Origin of the sequence: Ornithinimicrobium murale (genome assembly GCF_003352835.1) — a bacterium.
GTDB lineage: Bacteria > Actinomycetota > Actinomycetes > Actinomycetales > Dermatophilaceae > Ornithinicoccus > Ornithinicoccus muralis.
Genome location: NZ_QLVD01000027.1, coordinates 1 through 23,706 on the forward strand (window position 1 = coordinate 1; position 23,706 = coordinate 23,706).

Genomic DNA, 23,706 nt, shown 5'->3' on the forward strand with positions numbered 1-23,706 from the left:
AGGGACCAGAAGTGCACGTATCCGGGGTGCAGTGTGCCCGGGACCTGGTGCGATGCGCACCATGTGATCTGGTGGTGTCGGGATGGCAATACCGATATCGCGTTCCTGGTGTTGCTGTGTCCACGGCATCACTCTCTGGTGCATGCCAAGGACCTGATGGCCACCGTGGCCGGGTCCGTGGTGACCTGGCACGTGTGAACACCCCGCCCCACAGCCCGGCCCCAGCGGCCGGGCCCACACCCATGTCCGAGAACCCTCCAGCGACGAGGTCAGCAGGTGCCAGCCGCCAGGGCCACGACGTGTCAGCCACCGGGTCTCGAAGACGCCGACTGTCCGGGTTCGGTGGAAGGATCGACCGCATGGACCAGAACACGACCGCGACAGAGAGCGCTGGCACACCGCAGCGGCTGACCGCCAAGGAGTTCCAGGAGGTCGGGGGGACGGAGGACTGGCGAGTGCTGGGCATGGGCGCCGCGGCATGGTTCGGTGCGCCCTCGCACTCCGCTGGCGCCGAGCTCGCCGTCCGGGCCGCCGAGCTCGCCGCAGGAGGAGCGCTCGAGGCGAGTATCCGCTCCGTCGGCGTCCAGGTGCGACTGCCCCTCGGCCCGACCGACGACGGGCTCACCTCGGCACATGTGGACCTGGCCCGCGCGGTCTCGGCCGCGGCCAAGGAGTTGGGTCTGGAGGCCGAGCCGGCGCTGCTGCAGGACCTGCAACTGGCGATGGACGCGATGGACCAGGCTGCGGTGCAACCCTTCTGGGAAGCCGCCCTGGGTTACGACCCGGTCGGCGAGGAGGACTTGCTCGACCCGCTGCACCGGCACCCGCCGATCTGGTTTCAGGACCAGGACGCTCCGCGGCCCTTGCGCAATCGCGTGCACCTCGACTCCGTCATGCCCCAGGAGGTCGCCACCGCGACCATCGCGGCCCTCCGCGAGCGCGGCGCATCGGCGATGGCCGAGCGCGACTACTACGCGACCGTCGCCGACGCCGAGGGCAACGAGGTCGACATCCTGCCGCTGCCGAAGGGCGCAGACCGCTGGCAGCGCCTGGGCACCGAGGACTGGCGCCTGGTGTTCTCGGCGATGGCCTGCTATCCCCTCAGGTCGGCGGCTCCGTTCGTGCCGGCCGTAGCGACGCTCGCCGACGAGGCGGGCCTGCCCCTGGTCATCGACGTGCGCCGCACCGCCGCCGGGCAGGGCCTGGTCGTCCTCGACACCGGCAAGGACCGCTGGGAGATGGAGGACGGCTACGAGGACCTGGCGGCACGGGTGCAGGAAACAGCCCGCGAGATGGGGCTGAGCGCGGACGTCGCCGCGCCACGCTTCGTCCAGATCGGCATCGACGCGGTCGACATCCCCGCGGTCCGGGAGTTCTGGCGGGTTGCCCTCGGCTATCAGGAGGACCCGCGCGCGGACGTTACCGACATCGTGGACCCGCGCGGGGTCAACGTGCCGCTGTTCCTGCAGGACCTGGACGCCGACGACGAGGCCCGCCGCGCCCAGCGCAACCGCATCCACGTCGACCTGTTCCTGCCGCACGACCAGCTCCAGTCCCGTCTGGAAGCCACCCTGGCGGCCGGAGGCACCGTCGTCCGCGACGCGGGACCGATCACGTGGACCGTCAGCGACCCCGAGGGCAACGAGATCGACCTGACCACAGCCGTGGGCCGTGAGGAGCAGTGGGCTGCCCAGCAGGGGTGAGACGCACCCAGGTGAGCGGATCCGCGGACCCAGCCTCACGGCATACTGCCGGGGTCTGCTGAACCACCTCCGCAGGTCGCTGTCGATCGGGAGCGCGCTCGATCGTCTACCCAGTGAGCCGCGACCGCGGCCACACTGGAGATGACGAAGGAGAAGTCATGCGCTATTCACTGCTGCTGCACAACCGGGAGCCGGGCGAGGGCGAGCTCGACCCCGAGGTGATCACCGCGATGCAGGAGGCGTTCGGTGCCTACGGTCGGGCGCTGCACTCTGCGGGCGTGCTCGTGGCCGGCGAGGTGCTGCAGTTCTCGCACGCGACCACCACCGTGACCCAGCGCGAGGGCACCCTGCAGGTGCAGGACGGGCCCTTCGCGGAGACCAAGGAGGCCCTCGCCGGAATCTTCGTGATCGACGTGCCGGACCTTGACGCCGCGCTGGCCTGGGCCGAGAAGTGCCCGGGCGCGAGCTACGGGACCGTCGAGGTGCGGCCGGCCGCCACCTCGCTGATCGACGGGGCCTGGACCTGAACCGACCATGAGTATGCCGCGTGGTCGCCTCCCCGGGCCGCCTCCCACCGAGGCGGCCCGGGAGGAGGCGGCGCGTGCCGCGCGCGAGGGCTATGGCCGGCTGCTGGCCACGGTGGCCGCGCCCACGGGCGACCTCGCGGCGGCCGAGGACGCGCTCGCCGACGCCTTCGAGAAAGCGCTGGTCAGGTGGCCGACCGACGGGGTGCCACGCAGCCCGGAGGCGTGGCTGCTGACCGTCGCGCGGAACCGGCTGAAGGATCACTGGAAGTCGGCCGCGACCCGCACCGGGGTGCCGCTCGACCCGGCCCGGCACGACGCTCTGCACCTGGACGACATCGACCCGGACGCCGTGGGGGACCGGCGCCTGGAGCTGATGCTGGTCTGTGCCCACCCGGCGATCGACCCTGCCGCGCGGACCCCGCTGATGCTCAACACCGTGCTGGGCTTCACCGCCGCGCAGATCGCCGGTGCGCTCGCGCTGCCCCCGACCACGCTGGCGGCCCGGCTGGTGCGGGCCAAGCGGCGCATCCGGGACGCGCGGATCCCGTTCGTCGTGCCGGACCGGGCTGCTCTGCCGGATCGCCTGGGCCACGTGCTGGAGGCGGTCTATGGCGCGCTCGCCATCGACTGGCCGATCGGTGGTCGTCAGGAGCGCCCCACGATGGCAGGTGAGGCACTGCACCTGGCGGAGACGCTGGCCGGACTGCTGCCTGGCGACGGCGAGGTGCACGGCCTGGCGGCGCTGATCTGTCTGTCGGGTGCCCGAGCTCCTGCACGGCTCGATGACCGGGGTCAGCTGGTGCCGCTGGGTGAGCAGGACCCAGCTCGGTGGGACGCCGTGCTCATCGAGCGCGGTCACCAGCACCTGCGGGCCGCGCACGCCAGTCGGACCCTTGGCCGCTTCGGTCTCGAGGCCGCGATCCAGGCGGTGCACTGCGCCCGCCGGGACAGTGGCCGGACCGACTGGACGTCGCTGCTGGAGCTGCACCGCAGCCTGCACGCCGTCGCACCCAGCCTGGGGAGCGCCACCGCGCTCGCGGCGGTCACCGCCGAGGTCGAGGGGCCCGAGGCGGGGTTGGCGCTGCTGCAGGAGCTCGGCGAGACGGGCGCCCGATTCCAACCGGCCTGGGCGACCCGGGGTCACCTGCTGGAACGTCTCGGCCTGGCTGCCGAGGCGGTGGCGGCCTATGACAAGGCGGTGTCGCTGACGACCGACCCGGTGGACCGGGCCCATCTGGAGCGGTGCCGCGCGCAGCTGCTCAGCGCACGAGATCAGCCGGACGCAGGGTGACTTCCACCGGTGCTCTGACCGTCCAGGACTGGTCGTCCGTCAGGTGAGCCTCCTCGCGGTAGGCAGCGTCCTCGCCCCGTGCATAGACCGTGATCGACGGCGTGCTCGGCGCCACGACCCAGTAGTGCTGGACACCTGCGGCCGCGTAGGCGTCGCGCTTGCTGCCCAGGTCACGGCGCCACGTCGAGGGCGACAGGATCTCGACCGCAAGGGTTGGAGCCACGGGCAGCTCAGAGTCGGTGAAGTTGGTGCGCGGAGCGATCAGCAGGTCCGGTTGCAGCACAGCCTCCGCACCGTCCACGGCATCGAAGTGCACGTCGAATGGCGCGCTCAACAGCACCAGGTCCCCACTCAGTCGGGCCTTCAGCAGGGAGAACAGTTCACCCGAGGCATATTGGTGCAGGAAGCTGGGGGACGGGGTCACCAGGACCTCACCGGCCAGCAACTCGAAACGACTGCCGTCTCGTCGTGCCTCGCGCAGCGCCTCGAACTCGGCCCGGCTGACCCGGTGCTCCTCGGCGTGGTCGGTGAGTGTCGGCATACTGCTCATGATTCCCCCCTTGGTGGCACGACGGCAACCATGGCAGGTGCACCCCGAGTCAGCCTGTGACTATCCACAGGGCGGGACGCTGAGGGTGTCTGCCTTCCTCTATGAGTGACGGAGTCGACGTACTCAACTGACGTGGCCGCGGGGCTGCGCGGCGCAGGACCCTCCAGCCCGACATCGGTGAGGTGCGGCCGCTCCTCCCGGCACGCGAGATGGGCAGACCTTGACGAAAAAATGACCAATCGGACCTTGACGGGGCGTATCGCGGCAGACCAGTCTGACTAACTGTCAGACAGCATGACAAGAGGAGATCCCATGCACCATGCACGTCGACCAATGTCCGTATCCGCACTCGCAGTGCTCGCGACCCTGACCCTCGCGTCGTGCGGGTTGTCGTCATCACCCAGCCAGGAGGAGGGCGCTGCCGCCGAGTCCGCTGCGCCCCAGCAGGAGGTGAATGAGGAGCTTGCCGCCTCGCTTCCCGCCGAGATCAAGGAAGCCGGCGTGATCAGGCTCGCCACCGACCCGAACTACCCGCCGTTCGAGACTGTCGCCGATGACGGCAAGACGATCGTGGGCCTTGATCCCGACATCGCCCATGCCGTCGCGGACATCCTCGGCGTCGAGATCGAGTTCGTCGAGACCTCCTTCGACGGCATCATCCCCGCCATCGAGGCGGGCAAGGTCGACATGGCGATGTCCTCCATCGGTGACACCAAGGAGCGCGAGAAGACGGTCGACTTCGCGACCTACTACTGGAACGGCACGCTGGTCCTCGTCAAGAAGGGCAACCCCGAGGGGATCGCCGCCGACCAGGCCTGCGGTGTGTCCATCGGGGTGATCCGCGGCTCCCTGCAACAGAACACCTTCCTGCCCGCCCAGACACCGAAGTGCGAGGAGGCAGGCCTGGAGCCACCCACCTCACAGGCATACCAGAACGGCCCGCAGGCACAGCTGGCGCTCAAGAGTGGTCGGATCGACGGCGTCATGCTGGACGCTCCGCCGCTACTGGACGCGGCCAAGAAGAGCCCGGACGAGTTCGAGACCGTGGGACCGCTGGTGCGCAACCCGAACCCCGGTGGTGTCGCCTTCCCCAAGGGCAGCGAGTTGGTGGAGCCGGTCAATGAGGCGATCAACCTCCTCATCGAGGACGGTACGTACGCCGAGATCCTGGAGAAGTGGACCCTGACTGACATCGCGATCGAGAAGTCGGAGATCAACGGGGCCATCGAGTGATGCCCGCCACGGCCCGCGACGAGCACGCGGTGGCTCCCACACCGGGCGCCCACGCGCAGCCGGTCGTCAAGCTGCGGCACCCGATCAGGTGGGCCAGCTACGTCATCATCGCGGTCCTGGCCGCGATGTTCGTCAACACCATCCTGACCAACCCCAACTATGGCTGGGACGTGGTCGGTGAGTACTTCACCTCGGTGCGGATCCTCGACGGCCTGCTCAAGACGCTGCAGCTGACGGCCATCGCGATGGTCCTGGGGATCGTCCTGGGCGTCGGCCTGGCGGTCATGCGGCTGTCGAGTAATCCTGCCGTGTCCGGCGTGAGCTGGCTCTACATCTGGTTCTTCCGGGGCACGCCGATCTTTGTGCAGCTCCTCTTCTGGGGCTACATCTCGGCGCTGTACCCGGTCATCTCCCTGGGCATCCCGTTCGGGCCAAGCTTCGTGGAGTTCGACACCAACGTCCTCATCACTCCCGTCATGGCCGCCATCCTCGGGCTGGGCCTGAACGAGGGCGCCTACATGGCCGAGATCGTCCGGGCCGGCATCCTGTCCGTGGACAAGGGGCAGACCGAGGCTGCCCAGGCCCTGGGGATGAAGCGCGGGCGGATCTTGCGGCAGATCGTCCTCCCGCAGGCGATGCGGGTGATCATCCCGCCGACCGGTAACAACACGATCTCGATGCTGAAGACGACCTCACTGGTCAGCGTCCTAGCATTCCCGGAGCTGCTGTATGCCGCGCAGCTGATCTACTCCGACAACTTCGAGACCATCCCCCTGCTGATCACGGCATCCATCTGGTACATCATCGTGACCTCGGTGCTCACGGTCGGCCAGTACTACATCGAGCGCCACTACAGCCGCAGCGAGCGCCTAGCCGGTCCTGGGGTGCTGAGCCGGATCGCCGAGCTCCAGCGCCGACGGGGAGTCACAGTCGACACGGAGGGGGAGGCCCGATGACTGCCGACACACGCGTGCCCATGGTCCGGGCGGAGGACATCCGCAAGTCGTTCGGACACCTCGAGGTCCTCAAGGGCATCAACCTGGAGGTCCAACGGGGTGAGGTGATGACGCTGCTCGGGCCCTCGGGATCGGGCAAGACCACCTTTATCCGACTGATCAATCACCTGGAGACGATCACGGCCGGCCGGCTCACCGTCGACGGGCAGCTGGTCGGCTACCGAGAGCACCAGGACCGGCTTCACGAGCTCCGGGAGTCCGAGGTCGCCGGGATGCGCGCCGAGATCGGCATGGTGTTCCAGCGGTTCAACCTCTTCCCGCACATGACGGCGCTGCAGAACATCATGGCGGCCCCGATCGGTGTCCGTCGCGAGCCGAAGGGCGTCGTGCGCGAGCGGGCACTGAGTCTGCTGGAGCGGGTGGGGATGTCCGACAAGAGCGGGGCCTACCCCGGAGCACTCTCGGGTGGACAGCAGCAGCGGGTCGCCATCGCGCGGGCCCTTGCCATGCAGCCCAAGCTGATGCTCTTCGACGAGCCGACGTCCGCACTGGACCCCGAGCTGGTCGGTGAGGTGCTCGACGTCATGAAGGATCTGGCCCGCTCCGGCATGACCATGATCGTGGTCACCCACGAGATGGGTTTCGCCAAGGAGGTCGCCGACTCGGTCGTCTTCATGGATGACGGGGTCGTCGTGGAGGCCGGATCCCCGGATGCGGTGCTCGTCGACCCCCAGCACCAGCGCACCCGGGACTTCATCAGCAAGGTGCTCTGACCCACCACCCGACTCGAGGCACAAGGAGAAAAGTATGCAGATCGTCGTCATCGGCGCTGGCGTGGTGGGAGCTTCCATCGCAACCAGGCTCGCCCAGCGCGGGGCGGCCGTCACCCTCGTCGACCAGGGCTTCCCGGGCACCGGCACGTCCTCGACGTCGTTCGCCTGGGTCAACGCGCACGGCAAGGAGCCGGCGAGCTACTACGAGCTGAATCTCGCGGGGCTCACCGCGCACCACGAGCTCGAGGCCAGCGAGGAGTGGCTGCGGCCGGGCGGACACGTCGAGATCGCCGTCGACGAGGCGCACGTGCGGCACCTGCGGGGTCGGATGGAGCGGCTCGCGACCAGAGGGTATGCCGTGGAGGAGATCGGTGCCGACCGGGCCCGCGAGCTCCTTCCCGACGTGGTGGTTCCCGACCAGGCCGACACCATCGCCTACTTCCCGCAGGAGGCCTACTGCTTCCCGCTCCTCTATCTGGCGCGGATGCTGGCGGAGGGCCGCGCGGCCGGGGTCACCGTCCGCGACAACACCGGCGTGACCGCGCTCGACCCGGACGGGGACGGCGCCAAGGTCACCCTCAGCGACGGGAGCGTGCTCCGCGCCGACGCCGTTGTCTCGGCGGTCGGCCGCCGCACGTCCGAGCTGGCCGCGCTCGCCGGCGCGTCGGTCCCGATGGCGGGCTTCACCGAGCCCGGCGACGTCACCGTCGGGTACCTCCTCCGAACGGTCCCGCTGCCGGTGCGGCTGAACCGTGTGCTCACCACGCCCTGGCTCAACGTCCGCCCGGACGGTGGGGGGCGGCTGCTGCTCCAGGCGCTCGACCTCGACGCCACGGCAGACCCCGGCGCGGTCCCGGCAGTTGACTCTGCGCTGGCCCAGGACTACCTGGAACGCCTGCGCGCCGTGGTCCGGAACACGGGGTCGGCCTCGATCGCGGAGGTGGTCGTCGGTCAGCGGGTGATGCCGGCCGACGGATTCACCATCGCCGGCAGGGTGTCGGAGGCCCCGTGGCTGTATGCCGTGGCGACCCACAGCGGAGTCACCCTCGCCCCCTTCCTGGGCGCGGCGGTCACCAGCGAGCTGTTCGGTGCGGAGGAGCCCCTGCTGGCCGACTTCAGGCCGGGCCGGTTTGCCGAGGGCTCTCAGATCGCTGCCCCCAGCTCGCCACGAAAGCCCGGTGAACAGTGAGGCCGCGGGATAGGTTGGGGCTGCGTGGCTGATCGGACGTCGGTCCGCGGACTCGAGAGGATAGACGTGTCGAAGGTGCGCAGGGAGACAGTGGCCGATCAGGGCCTCTCCATACTGCGGAGCAGGATTCTGGACGGTGACCTCCGGCCGGGGGACGCGGTGACCGAGGAGGCGATGGCCCGGGACATCGGCGTCTCGCGACCCACCATGCGGGAGGTCCTCACGATCCTGGTCGGGGAGGGCCTGCTGACTCGGCACCCGAGCACGCGGATCCTGCAGGTGACTACCCTCACCAGCGCAGAGGTCACAGAGATTTACGCCGCGCGCCGGATCCTGGAGTCGGCCGGAGTCGACGGGGCGCGGCAGGCGACTGCCGAAGAGCGGGGCCGGTTGGAGGACACCATCCGCGAGATGGAGGCCGCCGTTGCGGACAACGACCTGTATGCGCTGGTCCAGGCGGACTCGCGGTGCCACGCAGAGACGGTGGCACTGACCCGCTCGCGCCACCTGTGTGCGCTCCACGACCAGTTGATGGCCAAACTGAACCTCACCCTGTCTCAGGTCGAGAGTGACCAGCCGAGCGACAATGCCGAGCTCCTGCGGCTCCACCGGGAGTACGTCGAGCTCATGCTCGGCGGAGACACCGAGGCGGCCAAGACCCAGCTCCTACTTCGGCTGGATGCTGCCGAGAAGGACGTGCTCGAAGGTCTCCGGCGGCAGGAGACGGCGGGGAAGACCCAGCGCCGGACCCTGCCCTCCGCGCGCGCCCTGTAGAGCCCTGCGCTCGTGGCCACCACCACATCCCGCAAGAAGATCATCCCCGCAACACCAAGGAGCGTTGAGTGATGACAGCACACGTGACGGTTGGATCCCTGCAGGTGGCAGAACCTCTGCACCGCTTCGTCACCGAGGAGGCGCTTCCTGGTTCGGGTGTGGACGCCGGGAAGTTCTGGACGGGGTTGGAGTCGGCGGTTGCTGACCTGTCGCCGCGGGTCACGGATCTGCTGGTCAGGAGGGAGGAGCTCCAGGGGCTCATCGACACCTATCACCGGGAGAACCCGGGCCAGGTGGACTCGGACGGATATGAGGCGTTTCTGCGCTCGATCGGTTACCTGGTCGAGCAGCCTGAGGACTTCACGATCACCACTGAGGGCATCGATGAGGAGATCAGCACGCAGTGCGGCCCGCAGTTGGTCGTGCCCCTGCTGAACGCGCGCTTCGCGATCAACGCCGCTAACGCCCGGTGGGGCTCGCTGTACGACGCGTTCTACGGGACCGATGTCATCGACGAGGCCGGTGGCTTGGAGAAGGGCACTGACTACAACCCCGCGCGTGGTGAGGAGGTGATCCGCCGGGGGCGTGAGTTCCTGGACCAGCACTTCCCGCTGGCCAGCGGCTCGCACACCGGTGCCACGGCATACTTCGTTGATGACGAGGGTCTGGTGGTCGCCCTCGGTCAGGAGACTGTTCGGTTGGCCGAGGCCACGCAGTTCGTCGGCTACCGCGGTGACGTCGCAGCACCCGAGGCTGTCGTCCTGGTGCACCATGAGCTGCACGCCGAGATCCAGGTGGACCGCGAGGACCAGATCGGTTCCACCGACCCAGCCGGCGTCAAGGACATCGTTCTGGAGGCCGCGGTGTCCACGATCATGGACCTGGAGGACTCTGTCGCGGCGGTGGATGCCGGGGACAAGGTGCTGGGCTATCGCAACTGGCTCGGGCTGATGCGCGGCACGCTCACCGAGGAGGTGAGCAAGGGCGGGGCGAGGTTCACCCGGTCGATGAACACGGACCGCATCGCGATCACCGCCGAAGGCGAGGAAGTCAGGCTGCACGGCCGTTCGTTGTTGTTCATCCGCCAGGTGGGTCACCTGATGACCACCGATGCCGTGCTGGACAAGGACGGCCACGAGATCAGCGAGGGCCTGCTCGATGCTTTTGTGACCGCGCTCGGCAGCGCCCACGATGTGCGTGGCCACACCGAACGCAACAACACCCGCACCGGTGCGATGTACGTCGTCAAGCCGAAGATGCACGGTCCCGACGAGGTCGCGTTGACCTGTGAGATCTTCGCCCGTGTCGAGGCGGCCCTGGACCTGCCGGCGCGGACCATCAAGGTCGGCATCATGGACGAGGAGCGACGCACCTCGGTCAACCTCAAGGCCTGTATTCGGGCGGCGAGCGACCGGCTGGCGTTCATCAACACCGGTTTCCTGGACCGCACCGGCGACGAGATCCACACGTCTATGGAAGCCGGTCCGGTGGTCCGCAAGAACGACATGAAGGCGCAGAGCTGGATCGCGGCCTATGAGGACTCCAACGTCGACATCGGTCTGGCCTGCGGGCTGCCGGGCCGTGCCCAGATCGGCAAGGGCATGTGGGCCGCGCCGGACAACCTGCGCGAGATGCTCGAGGCGAAGTCCAACCACCCCCAGGCCGGCGCCAGCACCGCCTGGGTGCCGTCCCCGACAGCGGCCACGCTGCACGCGCTCCACTATCACCAGGTGGACGTCAAGGGCCGCCAGGACGAGCTCGCCGGGGACACCCGCTCCACGCTGACCGAGCTGCTGACCATCCCGCTGGGGGACCCCGAGGGCTGGTCCGCCCAGGACCGGCGGGACGAGGTCGACAACAACGTCCAGGGCGTGCTCGGGTATGTCGTCCGCTGGGTCGATGCCGGCGTGGGCTGTTCCAAGGTGCCCGATCTGCAGGGCACCGCGCTGATGGAGGACCGGGCCACCTGCCGGATCTCCTCCCAGCACCTGGCCAACTGGATGAAGCACGGCGTCGTGACCCCCGAGCAGGTCGAGGAGAGCCTGCGCCGGGTTGCCGCCATCGTTGACGAGCAGAACGCCAACGACCCGAGCTACACCCCGATGGCTCCCTCCTTCGACGGGCAGGCCTTCCAGGCCGCCCGCGACCTGATCATGGAGGGCACCACCCAGCCGTCCGGCTACACCGAGCCGATCCTGCACCGCCGCCGCGCCGTGAAGAAGGCCGAGACCACAGGGAGCACGACATGAGCATCAACCTGGAGACCGCCCGAACCATCGTCGCCGGAGCCCGAGACGCAGGCCGGCAGTCCGGCCTGAAACCGCTCACGGTCGTCGTCCTCGACGCCGGAGGCCACGTGACCGCCGTCGAGCGCGAGGACGGGGCCTCAAACAAGCGGTACGAGATCGCCTTCGGCAAGGCCCACGGGGCCCTGTCTCTCGGGATGGGGTCTCGTGCCCTGATGGAGCGAGCCGAGCAGCAGCCCCACTTCATCGCTGCTGTGACGCACGCCGTCGGTGGCTCACTGGTGGCCGTCCCCGGTGGTGTGCTGGTCAGGGACTCCGCAGGCGCCCTGCTCGGGGCCGTCGGAATCACCGGCGACACCTCCGACAACGACGAGGCCGCTGCCATCTCCGGCATCGAGAAGGCCGGACTGGTCGCCCAGGCCTGAGCGACGCTGCCCTTCCTCTTGGTCCGGTTCCACTCGGTGCCCGATCTTGCGGACCGTTGCCGACCCCGAGGGCAACGAGATCGACCTGAGCGCCCACGGCAGCAGCGAGACCGAGGCGCCGCCGATGGAGGATGCGGGTGACGCTCCCGAGCAGCCGCGTGAATAGCCGTGGCCCTTCGTTCCCACCAGCGTGAGTGGTGACGCCCCTGCGGCCGACGCCTCAGTCCGGGAGCATGCTGGACGGTCCTCTGGAGTCCTCCCTCGTGGGAGGCTGACGGGCAGTTTGCCGGTCGAGGCAACCTCACGACATACGGATTGCGTTGGTGGTCCATGAATCAGCCGACAGAGGACGATGACTTCGTCCAGTTCGTGCGGGCCCGGCAGGGGACACTGCTGCGGGCCGCCCGGCTGTACTGCGGGGACCCGCACATCGCTGAGGACCTCCTCCAGGAGGCGTTCGTCAAGCTGGCCAGCCGGTGGGAGAGCGTGCGGGACGGCTCACCCGATGCGTACGTGCGGCGCATCCTCTACCGCGACTCGGTGTCCCGGTGGCGCAAGTGGGGCCGGGAGAGGCCGTATGCCGCAGGGCCGGGGGAGCGGGACGTGTTCGACACCGGGCCGGTCTCCTCCGGCGTGGACGAGTGGGTGGCAGGGGCACCGGTGCGGGAGGCGCTGGCCCAGCTGCCGCCACGGCAGCGCGCCGTCATCGTGCTTCGCTATTTCGAGGACCAGTCCGAGGCGCAGATCGCCGAGGTGCTCGGCACCAGCGCCGGGACGGTCAAGAGCCAGGCCAGCAAGGCCCTGGCGCACCTGAGACGACTGATGCCGGAGTTTGTGGACGCCGGCATGGCGGAAGGAGGACTGTGATGGGCAAGGACGAGCTGAGGCAGGCGCTGAACCAGGCCTCCGAGGGACCCGAGCGTGATTTCACCAACACCTGGATGCAGGGGCGTCGGGTGCGACGTCGCCGGCAGACGGCCCAGGGGCTCGGCGGCGTGGCGCTGGCAGCGGCGGCCGTGGGGGTGTTCGCCCTCGGCGGCGGCAACCTGCTGGGCGAGGACGCGACGATCGATCCGCTGCCTCCCGCGACGCAGTCGCCGACGGAGCAGACCACCGAGGCGACCGAGCCGGTGCCCGATCCGACGGGCGAGGCCGCCACCGAGGAGCCGACGGGCGGGACGGTGCTTCCCGGGCCGGACGATCCGCTCCCGACCACGGTCGAGGAGTATGCGGCGGTCTATCTGGCGGCCGGCCTGGCGGGCGACGAGGCGCTGCTGGAGCGGATGGGGACCGACGGCGCCGTGGAGGCCTCCGTGACGTGGACGGGGTTGAGCTGGCTTCCCGAACCCCAGGTCAGTGAGGCGGAGTCGGGCGAGGCTCTGGTGCGGTATCTGGCCGAGGGGCCCTACGGGCTGACGCTGCGGATCGACCGCGCGGCCGCGGAGTCCGGCGCCGAGGATGCCGTGCTGCACGGCGAGACTGGCGACGCCACGGAGGCGATGACGTCCGAGGAGTATGCCGACCTGGTGGTCGAGCTCTTCCGGTCCTGGCCGGAGGACTACTCCATGGGCGTCTACGCCACCGAGCGCGTCCAGGACGAGCTGACGCAGGTGCCGAGCCAGGTGACCTGGGAGCGGACGGGGTCGGTCGAGGACGGCGACCACGTGCTGGTGACCTATCTCGACGCCGAGTCCGGCAACGAGCTGGTGCTCACCGTGGACCGGGCGCTGGTCGAGGCACGCGACTACTACGCGGTCGTCGCTGTGGAGTTCACGGGGGAACCGATCGCTCCGAGCGGTCCCCCGGAGGGTTCTGTTGGGCACCCCTGTGACGAACCGTGGTCCCAGGTGTCGCCTGCTGGGGCAGGCGGGGCCTCGGAGGAGGTCGCCCTGACCGCGCTGGACCTCATCGACCTCGCAGCGAGCTGCGATATCGACGGACTGGTCGGGATAGCGGAGCAGGACGGCACTGCGTTCTCCCCGGGCGGTCTGTCCCCGAAGGACGCGTTCGCCGGTGAGGATGGTCGGGACCGGGTGGCCGCACTGGCGATCCTGCTCTCGGCCTACGAGCCAGTGCTGGAGGCCAACGATGGCGTGACCGTGGCGCAGTGGCCGGAGCTGCCCGTGGACGAGCTCGACGGGCTGGCCGAGCTGGGCCTCTACACCGCTGAGGAGATCGACGCCATGCGGGCCGACGGCGGCTACACCGGGTGGCGGATCACCATCGCTGAGGATGGCACTTGGCTGGGGTTGACCTCGGGCACCTGAGCAGCCGGGCCGTGAGTAAGGCGCCGGTGCCAGAAGCTCAGACGTCCGCGTCGCTTGTGGTTCCTGCGGTGGCGTGCCGCGTGGACAGGATGTGCGAGCGCATGACGGCCTCGGCCCACTCGCCGTCCCCGGCCAGTGCTGCCTCGACGAGCTGTTGGTGGGCCTGCATGGAGCGCTCTAGCGAGCGGGGGTCGTACTGGCGGAAGGTGCGCGTCACGATCGCCGGACGGAAGAGTGCCTGCAGGGCAATCGCCAGGTGACGGTTGCCGCAGCGCTCCACGAAGATCGCGTGGAAGGCGTTGTTGAGGCCGGTGAGCTCGGCCGGGTCGTGCCCGCCGGCGACGATCGCCTGCATCCGCGCGTCGAGCTCCTCGAGCTCGGCCAGGTCCTCCTCGCCGAGCCGCGGCACGGCTAGTCGGCACGCGACCGGTTCGAACTGCGCCCGCAGCTCATACAGGGCCGCGGTGTCCTCCGCGGTGAACGAGACCACCTGGGCGCCCTTGTTGGGCGTGGTGTCGACCAGTCCCTCGGCGGCCAGCCGCTTGAGCGCGTCACGCACCGGCGTCCGGCTCACCCCCAGCTGGCGGGCCAGGGCCTGCTCGAAGAGGCGCTCTCCGGCGGCGAACTCGCCCTCGGAGATGCGGGTGAGCAACTCGGCATACACCCGGTCGGAGACGTCACCGCTGGCCGGCTCTCCCGCCTCGCCTGCTTGCTCCTGCGCCATGCTCACCCCTCGGTCGTGTGGTCGGGCTGCTGCCCGTCGGTCAGTCCGGCCAGCTGGCTCCGGCCAGGTCCGCCCGGCTGCCGCCGCGGGTCACGAACGACGTCGATGGTATGCCGGTCAGCTCCACGCTGCGTTCTACCACAGCCAGGTAGGCCTCGAGGTCCACACCGGTGCGGACACCGAGGTTGTCGCAGAGGTGGATCAGGTCCTCCAGCGGCGCGTTGCCGAGCACCGTCGGGTCGCCAGGGAACCACAGGTCGCCGCCGAGCCCGGCGAAGGATCCCTCGAGCCAGCTCGCTCCGGCGGTGAGGGCGGCCAGGGCGTTGGCGGGGGCGAACCCGTTGCGGTTGTGCAGGTGCACGCCGACCTCCAGGTCGGGGTGCTGGGCCAGCGTCTCGGTCACCCCGACGAACACCTCGCCCGGATGCTCCTGGCCGGAGGTGAGCGCGAGGTAGACCCCAGCTGCCCCGGCGTCCACGGCGGCGTCGACGACACGCCGACGCTCCGGAGGCGGCACGACACCGCGGGCGGGTGCGAAGAAGGAGCAGGCGACCGCGACGACCAGCCGGGCGCCGGAGGATCGGACGACACGAGCCACCTCGGGAAGTTCGGCCAGCAGGTCGGCGGTGCTGCGTCGCTGGTTGCGGCGGCTGACCTCGTCGTCGGCGGAGATCACCACGACCACCTCATCCAGCCCACACTCGGCGGCCCGCTGGGCGCCGCGCAGGTTGGGCGCGAGCCCGCGATAGCGGACGCCCGGCGGGCGGGGGACCGCAGCCATCACCTCGGCGGCGTCGGCCAGCTGGGGCAGCACCTTCGGGTGGGCGAAGGACACCGCCTCGATCTCGGTGACGCCGGCGTCGATCATCAGGCGGACCAGCTCGACCTTGTCCTCGGTCCGCAACGGCCCCGGCACGGCCTGCAGTCCGTCGCGGAGCCCGACCTCGACCAACCGGACGGAGTCGGGGAGGGCGAGTGTCGTCATACCAGCCCCCGCTCTCGCAGGCCGGCCAGCTGCGCGCCGTCGATGCCCACCTCAGCCAGCACCTCCTCGGTGTGCTGCCCGAGCTCGGGCCCGGGCCAGCGGACGGTGCCCGTCGTGCGGGACAGCCGTGGGAAGACGTTCTGCATCTGCACCTCACCCAGGACGGGGTGGGGCACCTGGGTGATCGACCCGCGCGCGGCGAAGTGGGGGTCGGCGAGCATCTCGACCGGGCGGAAGATCTTGCCGACCGGGACGGAGTGCTCGATGAGCAGATCCTCCAGCTCGTCGGCGTCCAGGGTCGCGGTGAACTCGGCCACCAGGGCGTCCAGCTCCACCTGCCGCTCCCCGCGGGCCACGTGGGTGGCGTAGCGCTCGTCCGTCGCCAGCTCCGGACGGCCCATCGCGGCGGCGAGCCGGGCGAAGACGGTGTCCTGGTTGGCCGCGATGAGGATCCAGGTCCCGTCCTTGGTCGGGTAGACGTTGCTCGGGGCGATGTTGGGCAGCACGGCCCCGGTCCGCTCGCGCTGGTAGCCGGTCAGCTGCCACTCCGGCACCAGCGACTCCATCACGCCCAGAACGGCCTCGTAGATGGCCGAGTCCACGACCTGGCCGCGGCTGCTGGCGTCGCGCTCGCGCAGGGCGGCGAGCGCGCCGATCGTGGCGAACATCGCCGCCAGGGTGTCGCCGATCGAGATGCCCATCCGGGACGGCGGGGTGCTCGGGTCGCCGACGACGTAGCGCAACCCACCCATCGCCTCGCCGATCGCGCCGTAGCCCGGCCGAGCGGCATACGGCCCGTCCTGCCCGAACCCCGAGACGCGGACCATGATGAGGCCGGGGTTCAGCTCCCGCAGGGTGTCGTAGCCTAGGCCCCACCGCTCGAGGGTGCCCGGTCGGAAGTTCTCGACGAGCACGTCCGCGCTCGCGATCAGCTGGCGGGCGATGTCCTGGCCCTCCGGCTCCCGCAGGTTCACGGTCACCGACTTCTTGTTGCGCCCCACGATCGACCACCACAGTGACTGGTCCTTCGGCCGCTGACGACCCCACTGGCGCAACGGGTCACCTCGGCTGGGGTCCTCGATCTTGACCACGTCGGCCCCCAGGTCACCGAGCAGCTGACCGCAGAACGGGCCGGCCAGGAGCTGACCGACCTCGACGACTCGCAGGCCCTGCAGCGGGCCGCCGTCGGGTCGTTCGGTCTGCTGCGGATCGGACAGTCCGGTCACGGTCATCGCTCCTGGGTCGGTGGACAGGCTTGGTGTGCGGCGAAGGCCCACTCTGTCATGTTGCATGCAATCTCGCAGACTTCAGGCGACATCTCAAGCAGTTGTCGGGATGTTGGGCAGGGATTGCATGCAGAACCCTTGACGGGTGGTCAGGTCCGTGCCATCGTGGGGCGCACCGCAACCCGTGACACGACGACGTCATCTCGGCGCCCCGGCGCTCCCCTCAGGAGGACCCATGACCTATCGGCTCGGCGTGGACGTCGGTGGCACCTTCACCGACATCCTGCTCATCAATGAAGACACCGGCGAGTCGTTCCGGGGGAAGACCTCCTCGACGCCGGAGGACCAGTCCGTCGGGGTGCTGAGGGGGATCGAGCAGGTATGCCGCACGGCCGGCATCGGGACCGACCAGGTCCGGGCGGTGCTGCACGGCACGACCGTGGCAACCAACGCGATCCTGGAGAAGAAGGGCGCCCGGGTGGGCCTGGTGACCACCCGTGGGTTCCGGCAGATCCTGCAGATCGCGCGCTCCTTCGTCCCCGGTGGGCTGGCCGGATGGATCATCTGGCCCAAGCCCGAGCCGCTGGCCGCGCTCGAGGACACCGTCGAGGTCACCGAGCGGATCGGCAGCGACGGGCAGGTCGTCCTCGAGCTGGACGAGGACGATGTGCGCACCCAGCTGGGCAAGTTGCGTGACCAGGGCATCCAGGCGCTCAGCATCAGCTTCATCAACGCCTACGCCAATGACCGGCACGAGGTGCGGGTCGCCGAGCTCGCCGCTGAGGTGCTGGGGGACATCCCGGTGTCCCGGTCCTCAGCGGTGCTCCCCGAGCTGCGCGAGTACGAGCGCACGCTGACCACCGTCGCCAACGCCTACGTGCAGGGCCAGGTGTCGCGCTACGTCGGCAACCTGGAGCGCCAGCTGCACGGATCGGGCCTGGACGCCGACCTATCCATCCTGCGCAGCGACGGTGGTCTCGTGTCGGCCGGCATCGCCGCCGACAGCCCCGTCTCGCTGCTGCTCTCCGGCCCGGCGGGAGGCGTGACGGGCGCCGCCTGGGTGGCCGAGCAGGCAGGGGTCCAGAACATCCTGACCTTCGACATGGGCGGCACCTCCACCGACGTGGCCCTGGTCGAGGGCCTGAGGCCACGGGTCGGCCGGGAGACCACGGTCGGCGACCTCACGGTGCGCGCCACGTCGCTGGACGTGCGCACCGTGGGCGCCGGGGGCGGCTCGATCGCCCACGTGCCCGAGCTGACCCAGGCCCTGCGCGTCGGCCCCCAGTCGGCCGGCGCGGTCCCCGGCCCCGCGTCATACGGCCAGGGAGGCACCGAGCCCACGGTGACCGATGCCGACGTGGTGCTGGGCTATCTGCCCCCTCAGCTCGCCGGCGGCGAGATCACCCTCGACGTCGATGCCGCGCACGCCGCGGTGAAGACGATCGCCGAGGCGACCGGGCTGCCGTCGGTGCACGCCGCGGCCGAGGGCATCTACGACATCGTCAACGAGAACATCTTCGGCGCCCTCAAGCTGGTCTCCACCCAACAAGGCTTCGACCCCCGCGACTTCGCCCTCATGGCCTTCGGCGGGGCGGGTCCGTTGCACGCCAACGCGCTCGGCATCCTCACCGGTGCCTGGCCGGTCATCATCCCGCCGTCGCCCGGCGTGCTCGCCGCCTACGGTGACGCCACGACCAGCATGCGGGACGAGGCGGTGCAGACCCTGATCCGACGGTTCGGGGAGCTGACCGACACCGAGCTGCGCGACCTGCTCCACGGTCTGGCCGACGCCGCCCGGCAGTCGCTGCTCGAGGCCGGGCTGGCCGAGGAGGAGCTCACCACCACCTACGCGGTGGACCTGCGCTATCACGGGCAGGGCTTTGAGATCCCGGTCACCGTGGATGCCGACGACCTGGACGGCGCCGCGCTGGACGCGCTGCGCAAGGCCTTCGACGCCGAGCACGACCGGCTGTTCAACTTCCTGCTCACCAACGAGCACGAGCTGGTGACGGCCCGCGCCACGGTCAGCGGCCCACGGCCCCAGATGGCACCCACCGTGCTGGCCGACGGAGGGGAGGACCCCTCCGCCGCCGCCCGCCGGAGCCACGAGCTGTGGGTCGAGGGTGAGCAGGTCGAGGCCACCATCTATGACCGGCACAAGCTGCTCGCCGGCAACGTGGTGACCGGCCCGGCCGTCGTGGCCGAGATGGACTCCACCACCCTCGTGCTCCCCGGCCACGCCGCCACCGTGCACCCCAGCGGCAGCCTGCTCATCCGCCCCATCGACGCCCCCGCCACCTCCGGTTCGAAGGACTGACCCATGGCCGACCTGCTCCAGACCGCGACCGAGCCCCTCTCGAAGGTCGACGTCGACGTCATCACCCTCGACCTCATCGAGAACGGGCTGCGCAGCGCCCGCTACGAGATGGACGAGGTGCTCTTCCGCACTGCCCTATCGCCCGGCATCCGGGAACAGCACGACGAGTTCCCGCTGATCGGGGACCCGGAGGGGAAGATGGTGGTCGGCCAGTTCGGGCTGTCCATCCCCGACTTCCTCGACAACTTCGAGGGCACCATCGAGGAGGGGGACGTGCTCATGACGTCCGACCCCTACTCCTGCGGCGCCGCGATCAGCCACGCCAATGACTGGCTCGTGGTCATGCCGATCTACCACGAGGGCCGGATCGTGGGCTGGGCCTCGCAGTTCGGGCACATGTCGGACGTGGGTGGCAAGACGCCCGCCTCGATGCCCACCGACGCCCGGACGATCTTCGAGGAGGGCGTGGTCATCCCGCCCTTCAAGCTCTACAAGAAGGGCGTCCTCGACGAGGACGCACTGCGGATCATCCTCAACCAGGTCCGCAAGCCGGACTGGAACCGCGCGGACCTCAACGGGATCGTGGCGGCCTGCCGCACCGCTTCGCGGCGGGTGCAGGAGATGTGTGCCCGGTTCGGGGCCGACACCTACACCTCGGCGCTGGACGCCCTGCTCGACCGGAACTACCGGGCCATGAAGACGCTGCTCGCGCTGGTCTTCGAGGAGGGCAAGCCGCTGTCGTTCACCGACTACATCGACGACGACGGCCGCGGGAACGGGCCGTTCGAGCTCACTATGACGATCACCCGCACCGGCGACAAGGTGCTCATCGACCTCGCTGGCAGCAGCCCGCAGGCCGAGGGGCCGATCAACTACTACATCAACGAGAACCTCATCCGGATGTTCTTCGGGATCTACATGATCACGGTGGCGGACCCGCAGATCCTGTGGAACGACGGCTACTACCCGCTGGTCGACGTCAACATCCCGGAGGAGTCCTTCTGGAAGCCGAAGTACCCCGCAGCACTCAACGGCCGTAACCACGGGATCGGCCGGTTGTTCGACCTGTTCGGCGGGCTGCTGGGTCAGTCCAACCCGGACCTGCTCAACGGCGCCGGCTTCTCCTCCTCGCCGCACTTCATGTACTCCGGCAACTACTCCGAGGGCGAGCGCAAGGGGGACTGGTTCCAGCTGTACTCGATCGGCTTCGGCGGCATCCCGGGTCGCCCGGTCGGCGACGGCCCGGACGGGCACTCCCTGTGGCCCTCCTTTGTCAACATCCCCTGCGAGTACCTCGAGTCCTACTATCCGCTGCGGATCGACCGCTGGGAGACCGTCACCGACACCGGTGGCGCGGGACTGCACCGTGGTGGCAACGGGGTTGACGTGTCCTACCGGTTCCTGGAGCCCGGCACCATCGCGATCCACGACGACCGCTGGCTGACCTACCCCTGGGGTGTCCTGGGCGGTGAGCCCGGCGCTCGCGGCACCAAGTGGATCGAGCGGGCCGACGGCACCAAGGAGGTCCTGCCCAGCAAGGTCCATGACGTGGACGTGGCACGCGACGACGTCCTGCACTTCGTCACCTGGGGTGGCGGCGGCTGGGGTGACCCTCTCGAGCGCGAGGTCGACCTGGTGGCCCTGGAGGTCAAGCGCGGTCTCATCTCGGCCGAGGGCGCCCGCCGCTACGGCGTGGTCTGCGACGACGCAGGCACGGTGGACGCGGAGGCCGCTGAGGCGTTGCGCGCCGAGGTGCGGTCGGGCCGCGATGGTGAGCGACCCCTCTTCGACAAGGGTCCCGACATGGAGACGATCCTGGCGAACGCGCTGGAGGAGACCGGTCTCCCCGCGCCGACCGCGCCCAAGCCACTGTGAGCGACGTGCCCTTCGCGGAAGGGTTCGCCGGCTCGCTGTCCCCAGGCGCCCGGCCCGCGGTGCTCGTGGTCGACATGATGCGGGCGTACTTCGAGCCAGGGAGCCCGTTCTGCCTGCCCGACGACCGGTGCGTCCACGCCGCCGCCGAGGTGCTCACCGCTGCGCGGGCCTCAGGCGTGCCGGTGCTGCACACCCTCGTCCGCTACGGGCCGGACGGTGTGGACGGCGGCGTCTTCGTCCAGAAGGTCCCGGCCCTGCGGCTCCTCATCGGGGAGTCCCCACTGGGCGAGCCGATGCCCCCGGTGGCGCCCCTGCCTGATGAGCAGGTCGTGGTCAAGCAGTACGCCAGCGCCTTCTTCGGCACCAGCCTGGCCTCGACCCTCCAGTCGCTGCGTGTCGACACGCTGGTGATCCTCGGCGTCAGCACCAGCGGGTGCATCCGTGCCACCGCGGTCGATGCGCTCCAGCACGGGTTCGTTCCCCTCGTCGTGCGCGAGGCGGTGGGGGACCGCGAGCCCGCCGTGCACGAAGCCTCCCTCTATGACCTGCAGGCGAAGTATGCCGAGGTCGTCCCGCTCACCGACACCACGGCATACCTGTCCGGTCTCGGCACGAACACCTGACCGCGAACCCGGAGGGAAGACGAGCTCACGGCCCGTCCGCGGTGCGCTCGGTGGGGTGAAATCTCGCGCGTCGGTGCGCTCGGTGGGGTGAAATCTCGCGTGACGGTGCGCTCGGTGGGGTGAAATCTCGCGCGACGGTGCGCTCGGTCAGGGAGGAGGGGGCGCTCGGTGGGGTGAAGGCTCGGGTATGGGCGCGGGTAGCCTCGGAGGCGTGAGCCGACGTGAGGAGATTGCCGCCAACCTGACCGCCGTGCGCGAGCGCATCGACCGGGCCTGCGAGGCCGCCGGGCGCTCGCCGGAGGTGATCTCGCTGATCGTGATCACCAAGTTCCACCCGGTCGAGGACATCGCGCACCTGGTCGACCTGGGCGTCACCGACATCGGAGAGAACCGCGACCAGGAGGCCGGCGCCAAGATGGCCGAGCTCGATCCGGCGGTCCGCTCGCAGCTCACCATGCACTTCGTCGGCCAGCTGCAGACCAACAAGGCCAAGAGCGTTGTGGCGTATGCCGACTGCGTCCAGTCCGTGGACCGGCCCAAGCTGGCCGGGGCGCTGGACCGGGCGGTCGCGGCGCGGGCTGGTGACGCCGGGGGAGAGGCGAGCCTGGACGTTCTCCTGCAGGTCGACCTGGGTGAGGGAGAGGATGCGGGGCGTGGCGGCATACCGCCTGCCGAGCTGACCCACCTCGCCGAGACGGTCGCCGGGACCCACCGGCTGCGCCTGCGCGGACTGATGGCGGTGGCGCCGCTCGGGCTGGACGAGGAGGGCACGGCGGCGGCGTTCGCGCGGCTGGCCGACCTCGCGCAGGAGGTCCGGACGACCCATCCGGAGGCGACGATCCTGTCCGCCGGGATGAGCGGAGACCTGGAGCTCGCGGTGGCCGCTGGCGCGACACACCTGCGTGTCGGCACCGCAATCCTGGGTTCCCGGCCCGACCGGCGGTAGTTTCGAGAACGACCACAGACGGACGCACAAGGAGCTCGCACACATGGCTGGGGCGCTGCGCAAGACCATGGAGTACCTCGGACTCGCTGAGACCGATGAGCGCTACGACGACTACGACTATGACGAGCCCGAGCGCGCGCCGGAGCGGGACACCCTTCCGGCGGCCGAGCCCGAGCGTTCCCGCGGGGCCGAGGTGACTCAGCTGCCCACGCGTCACAATCAGGAGCAGCAGCGCACGCCCGTGGCCCGGGTCGTCCGCGAGGCGGAGGTTGAGCCGATGAACCGCATCACCACGATTCACCCGCGCACCTACAACGAGGCCAAGAACATCGGGGAGGCCTTCCGCGGAGGCATCCCGGTGATCATGAACCTCTCCGACATGGACGACGCCGACGCCAAGCGCCTGGTCGACTTCGCCGCCGGGCTGGCCTTCGGTCTGCACGGCACCATCGAGCGGGTCACCAGCAAGGTCTTCCTGCTGTCCCCGCAGCACGTCGAGGTCGACGGCCCCGAGGCCGACGCCCCCAAGCAGGCACTGTTCAACCAGAGCTGACCACGCGGCATACGATCCGGCGTCGTCGACCCCATCGGTCGGCGACGCCGTTCGTCAACCCGCCCCCACGTAGGATTGACACCGTGAAGAACAGGACAAGCACCCGATGATCGGCGACATTCTCTACTGGGTGCTCTCCGCCTATTTCCTGGTGCTGATCGTGCGCCTGATCCTGGACTGGGTGCAGGTCTTCTCCCGCGACTGGCGCCCCTCCGGTGTGCTGCTGATCATCGCCGAGGTCGTCTACAGCCTGACCGACCCGCCGATCCGCTTCCTGCGCAAGTTCATCCCGCCGCTGCGCCTGGGCGGCGTCGCCCTGGACCTGGCGTTCCTGGTGCTGATCCTGGGTGTCAGCATCGGGCGCGCCTTCGCGGGCGCCCTCCAGTTCTGAGGCCTTCGAGCCGCTCGCGCGCGGTGGGTCCGAGGGCCCTCGTTGGGCTATGGTGAGGCCTGTTCAGAGCAGTTGAGCCCGAGCCGAACGGGTCCCGCGGGTCGTGCGCTCGTGGGGTCTGGTGCGGATCTC

22 protein-coding genes are annotated in these 23,706 nt (G+C 69.7%); 18 read left to right on the forward strand and 4 right to left on the reverse strand.

The window, feature by feature from the left end:
* The first annotated feature begins 359 nt into the window (after positions 1-359).
* The 3 genes from DPQ65_RS13020 (at position 360) to DPQ65_RS13030 (ending at position 3,521) form a co-directional block, all read left to right on the forward strand.
* The gene (locus DPQ65_RS13020; RefSeq protein ID WP_162802214.1) at positions 360-1,703 is read left to right on the forward strand and encodes a VOC family protein; all 1,344 of its coding nucleotides are present in this window, start codon (positions 360-362) and stop codon (positions 1,701-1,703) included.
* Positions 1,704-1,861: 158 nt separating this feature from the next.
* Positions 1,862-2,230: a YciI family protein gene (locus tag DPQ65_RS13025; protein WP_114907789.1), complete on the forward strand. Its 369-nt coding sequence runs from the start codon at positions 1,862-1,864 to the stop codon at positions 2,228-2,230.
* A 7-nt stretch (positions 2,231-2,237) separates the two neighbouring features.
* Entirely contained in the window at positions 2,238-3,521 is a 1,284-nt protein-coding gene (locus tag DPQ65_RS13030; RefSeq protein WP_238146848.1) for an RNA polymerase sigma factor, read from the forward strand.
* On the opposite strand, the gene DPQ65_RS13035 is transcribed toward DPQ65_RS13030, so the two are convergent.
* On the reverse strand, positions 3,490-4,071 hold the full coding sequence (locus DPQ65_RS13035; RefSeq protein WP_114907791.1) for a Uma2 family endonuclease: 582 nt from the start codon (positions 4,069-4,071) through the stop codon (positions 3,490-3,492). The two genes, DPQ65_RS13030 and DPQ65_RS13035, sit on opposite strands and share 32 nt — an antisense overlap.
* 312 nt (positions 4,072-4,383) lie before the next feature.
* Between DPQ65_RS13035 and DPQ65_RS13040 the strand changes: the two genes are divergently transcribed.
* The 9 genes from DPQ65_RS13040 to DPQ65_RS13080 all read left to right on the forward strand — a co-directional run bounded on the left by DPQ65_RS13040 (position 4,384) and on the right by DPQ65_RS13080 (position 13,934).
* Positions 4,384-5,304 carry an ABC transporter substrate-binding protein gene (locus tag DPQ65_RS13040; RefSeq protein WP_162802215.1) on the forward strand — a complete coding sequence of 307 codons (921 nt, stop codon included), beginning with the start codon at positions 4,384-4,386 and terminating at the stop codon, positions 5,302-5,304.
* Positions 5,304-6,260: an amino acid ABC transporter permease gene (locus DPQ65_RS13045; RefSeq protein WP_114907793.1), complete on the forward strand. Its 957-nt coding sequence runs from the start codon at positions 5,304-5,306 to the stop codon at positions 6,258-6,260. The genes DPQ65_RS13040 and DPQ65_RS13045 overlap by 1 nt, the downstream gene beginning before the upstream one ends.
* Entirely contained in the window at positions 6,257-7,033 is a 777-nt protein-coding gene (locus DPQ65_RS13050) for an amino acid ABC transporter ATP-binding protein (protein WP_114907794.1), read from the forward strand. Before DPQ65_RS13045 ends, DPQ65_RS13050 begins: the two co-directional genes overlap by 4 nt.
* A 34-nt stretch (positions 7,034-7,067) precedes the next feature.
* The gene (locus DPQ65_RS13055; RefSeq protein WP_114907795.1) at positions 7,068-8,222 is read left to right on the forward strand and encodes an NAD(P)/FAD-dependent oxidoreductase; all 1,155 of its coding nucleotides are present in this window, start codon (positions 7,068-7,070) and stop codon (positions 8,220-8,222) included.
* Positions 8,223-8,297: 75 nt separating this feature from the next.
* Positions 8,298-8,996: a GntR family transcriptional regulator gene (locus DPQ65_RS13060; RefSeq protein ID WP_162802216.1), complete on the forward strand. Its 699-nt coding sequence runs from the start codon at positions 8,298-8,300 to the stop codon at positions 8,994-8,996.
* A gap of 71 nt (positions 8,997-9,067) precedes the next feature.
* Positions 9,068-11,245: a malate synthase G gene (locus DPQ65_RS13065; RefSeq protein ID WP_114907797.1), complete on the forward strand. Its 2,178-nt coding sequence runs from the start codon at positions 9,068-9,070 to the stop codon at positions 11,243-11,245.
* On the forward strand, positions 11,242-11,667 hold the full coding sequence (locus tag DPQ65_RS13070) for a GlcG/HbpS family heme-binding protein (RefSeq protein WP_114907798.1): 426 nt from the start codon (positions 11,242-11,244) through the stop codon (positions 11,665-11,667). Before DPQ65_RS13065 ends, DPQ65_RS13070 begins: the two co-directional genes overlap by 4 nt.
* Positions 11,668-11,997: 330 nt before the next feature.
* Positions 11,998-12,534 (forward strand): SigE family RNA polymerase sigma factor, encoded by a 537-nt coding sequence (locus tag DPQ65_RS13075; RefSeq protein ID WP_114907799.1) that lies wholly within the window; start codon positions 11,998-12,000, stop codon positions 12,532-12,534.
* Complete coding sequence (locus tag DPQ65_RS13080) at positions 12,534-13,934, forward strand: hypothetical protein (RefSeq protein ID WP_114907800.1); 1,401 nt, start codon at positions 12,534-12,536, stop codon at positions 13,932-13,934. Before DPQ65_RS13075 ends, DPQ65_RS13080 begins: the two co-directional genes overlap by 1 nt.
* A gap of 37 nt (positions 13,935-13,971) precedes the next feature.
* On the opposite strand, the gene DPQ65_RS13085 is transcribed toward DPQ65_RS13080, so the two are convergent.
* From DPQ65_RS13085 to DPQ65_RS13095, 3 genes are read right to left on the reverse strand one after another with little or no spacing between them, the layout of a single operon-like run.
* Entirely contained in the window at positions 13,972-14,658 is a 687-nt protein-coding gene (locus tag DPQ65_RS13085) for a GntR family transcriptional regulator (RefSeq protein ID WP_162802217.1), read from the reverse strand.
* A gap of 40 nt (positions 14,659-14,698) precedes the next feature.
* On the reverse strand, positions 14,699-15,643 hold the full coding sequence (locus DPQ65_RS13090) for a beta/alpha barrel domain-containing protein (RefSeq protein ID WP_114907802.1): 945 nt from the start codon (positions 15,641-15,643) through the stop codon (positions 14,699-14,701).
* Positions 15,640-16,875, reverse strand: a complete 1,236-nt coding sequence (locus DPQ65_RS13095) for a CaiB/BaiF CoA transferase family protein (protein ID WP_114907803.1) — start codon at positions 16,873-16,875, stop codon at positions 15,640-15,642. Before DPQ65_RS13095 ends, DPQ65_RS13090 begins: the two co-directional genes overlap by 4 nt.
* A gap of 229 nt (positions 16,876-17,104) precedes the next feature.
* Here DPQ65_RS13095 and DPQ65_RS13100 point away from each other — a divergent pair, with 229 nt between their 5' ends.
* The 6 genes from DPQ65_RS13100 to DPQ65_RS13125 all read left to right on the forward strand — a co-directional run bounded on the left by DPQ65_RS13100 (position 17,105) and on the right by DPQ65_RS13125 (position 23,574).
* Positions 17,105-19,186, forward strand: coding sequence for a hydantoinase/oxoprolinase family protein (locus DPQ65_RS13100; protein ID WP_114907804.1), 2,082 nt, complete (start codon positions 17,105-17,107; stop codon positions 19,184-19,186).
* Between the two features lie 3 nt (positions 19,187-19,189).
* Positions 19,190-21,061, forward strand: coding sequence for a hydantoinase B/oxoprolinase family protein (locus tag DPQ65_RS13105; protein WP_114907805.1), 1,872 nt, complete (start codon positions 19,190-19,192; stop codon positions 21,059-21,061).
* Positions 21,062-21,066: 5 nt separating this feature from the next.
* Positions 21,067-21,684 carry an isochorismatase family protein gene (locus DPQ65_RS13110; RefSeq protein WP_238146849.1) on the forward strand — a complete coding sequence of 206 codons (618 nt, stop codon included), beginning with the start codon at positions 21,067-21,069 and terminating at the stop codon, positions 21,682-21,684.
* 187 nt (positions 21,685-21,871) lie between these two features.
* The gene (locus DPQ65_RS13115; RefSeq protein ID WP_114907807.1) at positions 21,872-22,630 is read left to right on the forward strand and encodes a YggS family pyridoxal phosphate-dependent enzyme; all 759 of its coding nucleotides are present in this window, start codon (positions 21,872-21,874) and stop codon (positions 22,628-22,630) included.
* A 43-nt stretch (positions 22,631-22,673) separates the two neighbouring features.
* On the forward strand, positions 22,674-23,183 hold the full coding sequence (locus tag DPQ65_RS13120) for a cell division protein SepF (RefSeq protein ID WP_114907808.1): 510 nt from the start codon (positions 22,674-22,676) through the stop codon (positions 23,181-23,183).
* Positions 23,184-23,289: 106 nt separating this feature from the next.
* Positions 23,290-23,574: a YggT family protein gene (locus DPQ65_RS13125; RefSeq protein WP_114907809.1), complete on the forward strand. Its 285-nt coding sequence runs from the start codon at positions 23,290-23,292 to the stop codon at positions 23,572-23,574.
* Positions 23,575-23,706: the final 132 nt, after the last annotated feature.